Source organism: Salinivibrio sp. PR6 (genome assembly GCF_001995955.1).
Classification (GTDB): Bacteria; Pseudomonadota; Gammaproteobacteria; order Enterobacterales; family Vibrionaceae; genus Salinivibrio; species Salinivibrio siamensis.
The window spans coordinates 1-1,944 of the sequence record NZ_MUFA01000041.1 but is presented as its reverse complement, the minus strand read 5'-3'; the positions used below and the strand labels follow the sequence as shown (position 1 = coordinate 1,944).

At 33.5% G+C, this 1,944-nt stretch carries 2 protein-coding genes; both read right to left on the bottom strand.

What is annotated here, in order from left to right:
- Positions 1-589 (bottom strand): lipopolysaccharide biosynthesis protein (locus BZG72_RS15940; protein ID WP_131828048.1); only part of this gene is annotated, 589 nt, incomplete at its 3' end.
- Positions 586-1,647 carry a hypothetical protein gene (locus BZG72_RS15935; protein WP_131828047.1) on the bottom strand — a complete coding sequence of 354 codons (1,062 nt, stop codon included), beginning with the start codon at positions 1,645-1,647 and terminating at the stop codon, positions 586-588. The genes BZG72_RS15940 and BZG72_RS15935, both read right to left, overlap by 4 nt.
- Positions 1,648-1,944: the final 297 nt, after the last annotated feature.

Genomic DNA, 1,944 nt, shown 5'->3' with positions numbered 1-1,944 from the left:
ATATATGACTATGAGATTTTTTGACATAACATCTACGTCGGAAAAATATTACTAAATTATTTATTAGATACGGAAAAACAAACCAAATACTTTTCAACGAAAGAAATACCATTGCAACTCGTAATAAAGTAGATAGCGCTCTTGCTAGCATGTTACTTCTCGCATTTATCTTAGCGTTCAGGCTACCTTCTAGATAAAACTGATAAACATCCAAAGCCACAAATACGTGGGACGCAATTAATAGTGATAAAATTAAAAAATCATCCCCCTTCCCAAGATAAAAATAAAGAACTAAGCTCGAAACCCCCCAAAAAGCTACATATATTCTCAATCTTGTTGCTTCACTACTGAACATAACCTTTGATGCAACTCGAGTGTTCTTAACAGCTAAATTAAACACAACGTGATTAGCGCCCCATTGCGAGATGGTAACACCAAGTGTAGATATTGTTACGCCAAAAGCGAAGACACCAAACTTTTCTGGGCCCAAATACTTTGACACCAACACATATGCAATCAAGCTTCCAAATAGAACGACAAACTTGTCGACCATAGCCCACAAGGCGTTTTGTACGAACCTATTTTTCATTTTAGTGCTCTCAAAAGCAGCCTAGAGGAGAAATAGCTAAGATATAAAAAAAACAAATAGTATACTAATCTGGTTATACTTCTAAGGTTATACTGAACACTTAACAGCATAAAAAGAAGGAAAAGCCCATATACTAGTAGTGGCATATAACGACTGCTTTTTATCAATCCCCCACCAAACTTTGACCAAACTCCCCCACAGATAAAAAAGTATATAAATACTACTAACCATCCAGCTTGAGAAAGCAATCCTATCGCAGTAAAAGGTGCGTGTTCATTTAGCTTTTGGGACCTTACCATATAACCAACATCTATTAGTGATGACGGAAGAGGTGTCACCGATATATATAATGACTTTAGATCTAATGAAAAGTCTTGCAATGTCAAAGATGAAGCCACAAACGAAAAACTAATGAGATAGTTAAGTGAAAACATAACAAAGTCTAAGTCAACACCATTTTCTATGAAAAACAATAAATTTGGTATGGCACCTTGCTCGGCATTATATCTATATTGCATAGCAATACCAGATAAAAATAAAACTGAAACAAAAACAATTAAAAGTAAAAGTAAATTAATTCTATTATCACGAATCACAACGCCAAAATAGTAACATATTGGAACCAGAACCACATTTCTGCTTGAGCTTCCCATTACGAGAAACAAAATTAAAAGTAACATGACAAAACGGGAAAACCTTCCTTTAAAGAWAGGAATAAGCATCACTACTAAAGGAAGGAGCATTGTGTACAAAACTCTAAAAGTAGCAACACCTCCTTTCTCTATAGTATATCCTTCTCTGAAATACACATGAGAAAAACCGTAACCTATGTGGAATACTACAACAAGAACAAAATACATGATGAAAATTTGATAGTTCTTTACTCTACTCAAAACCAAGCTTAATATAGAAAAATCAAACCCATCTGTATAATTATTTCCTTTCCGACTACTAAATAGTATTACCCCAATGTAAAATGCAAAGGCAGCAACTGAAAAATAGAAACCAGTTTTGATGAGATACTCTTCACGTACAATATGATAAAAATCAAACGGCATATCCTGGGCAAACGAAAAGTAAATAGTACCCAAAAACGTATATATAGTTGCAAGATGATAGTATATTGGAAGAAATATAAAGACGCTTTTCTTAAGCTGGGTTAAATAAAAACAAAGGAGACACAGATGGAATATTAAAAACAAAAGATCACCTAATGTATTTAATGAAATGCAGGATGTTAAAATAGTGAAGAATCTTTAGGGAAAACATGGGTAGCTTATTTTTGAAACCTTCAACACTACGCATTTTACAAACTTGCAAGGACTTTTTTATTTCATATTCTAGAAGATTAACAT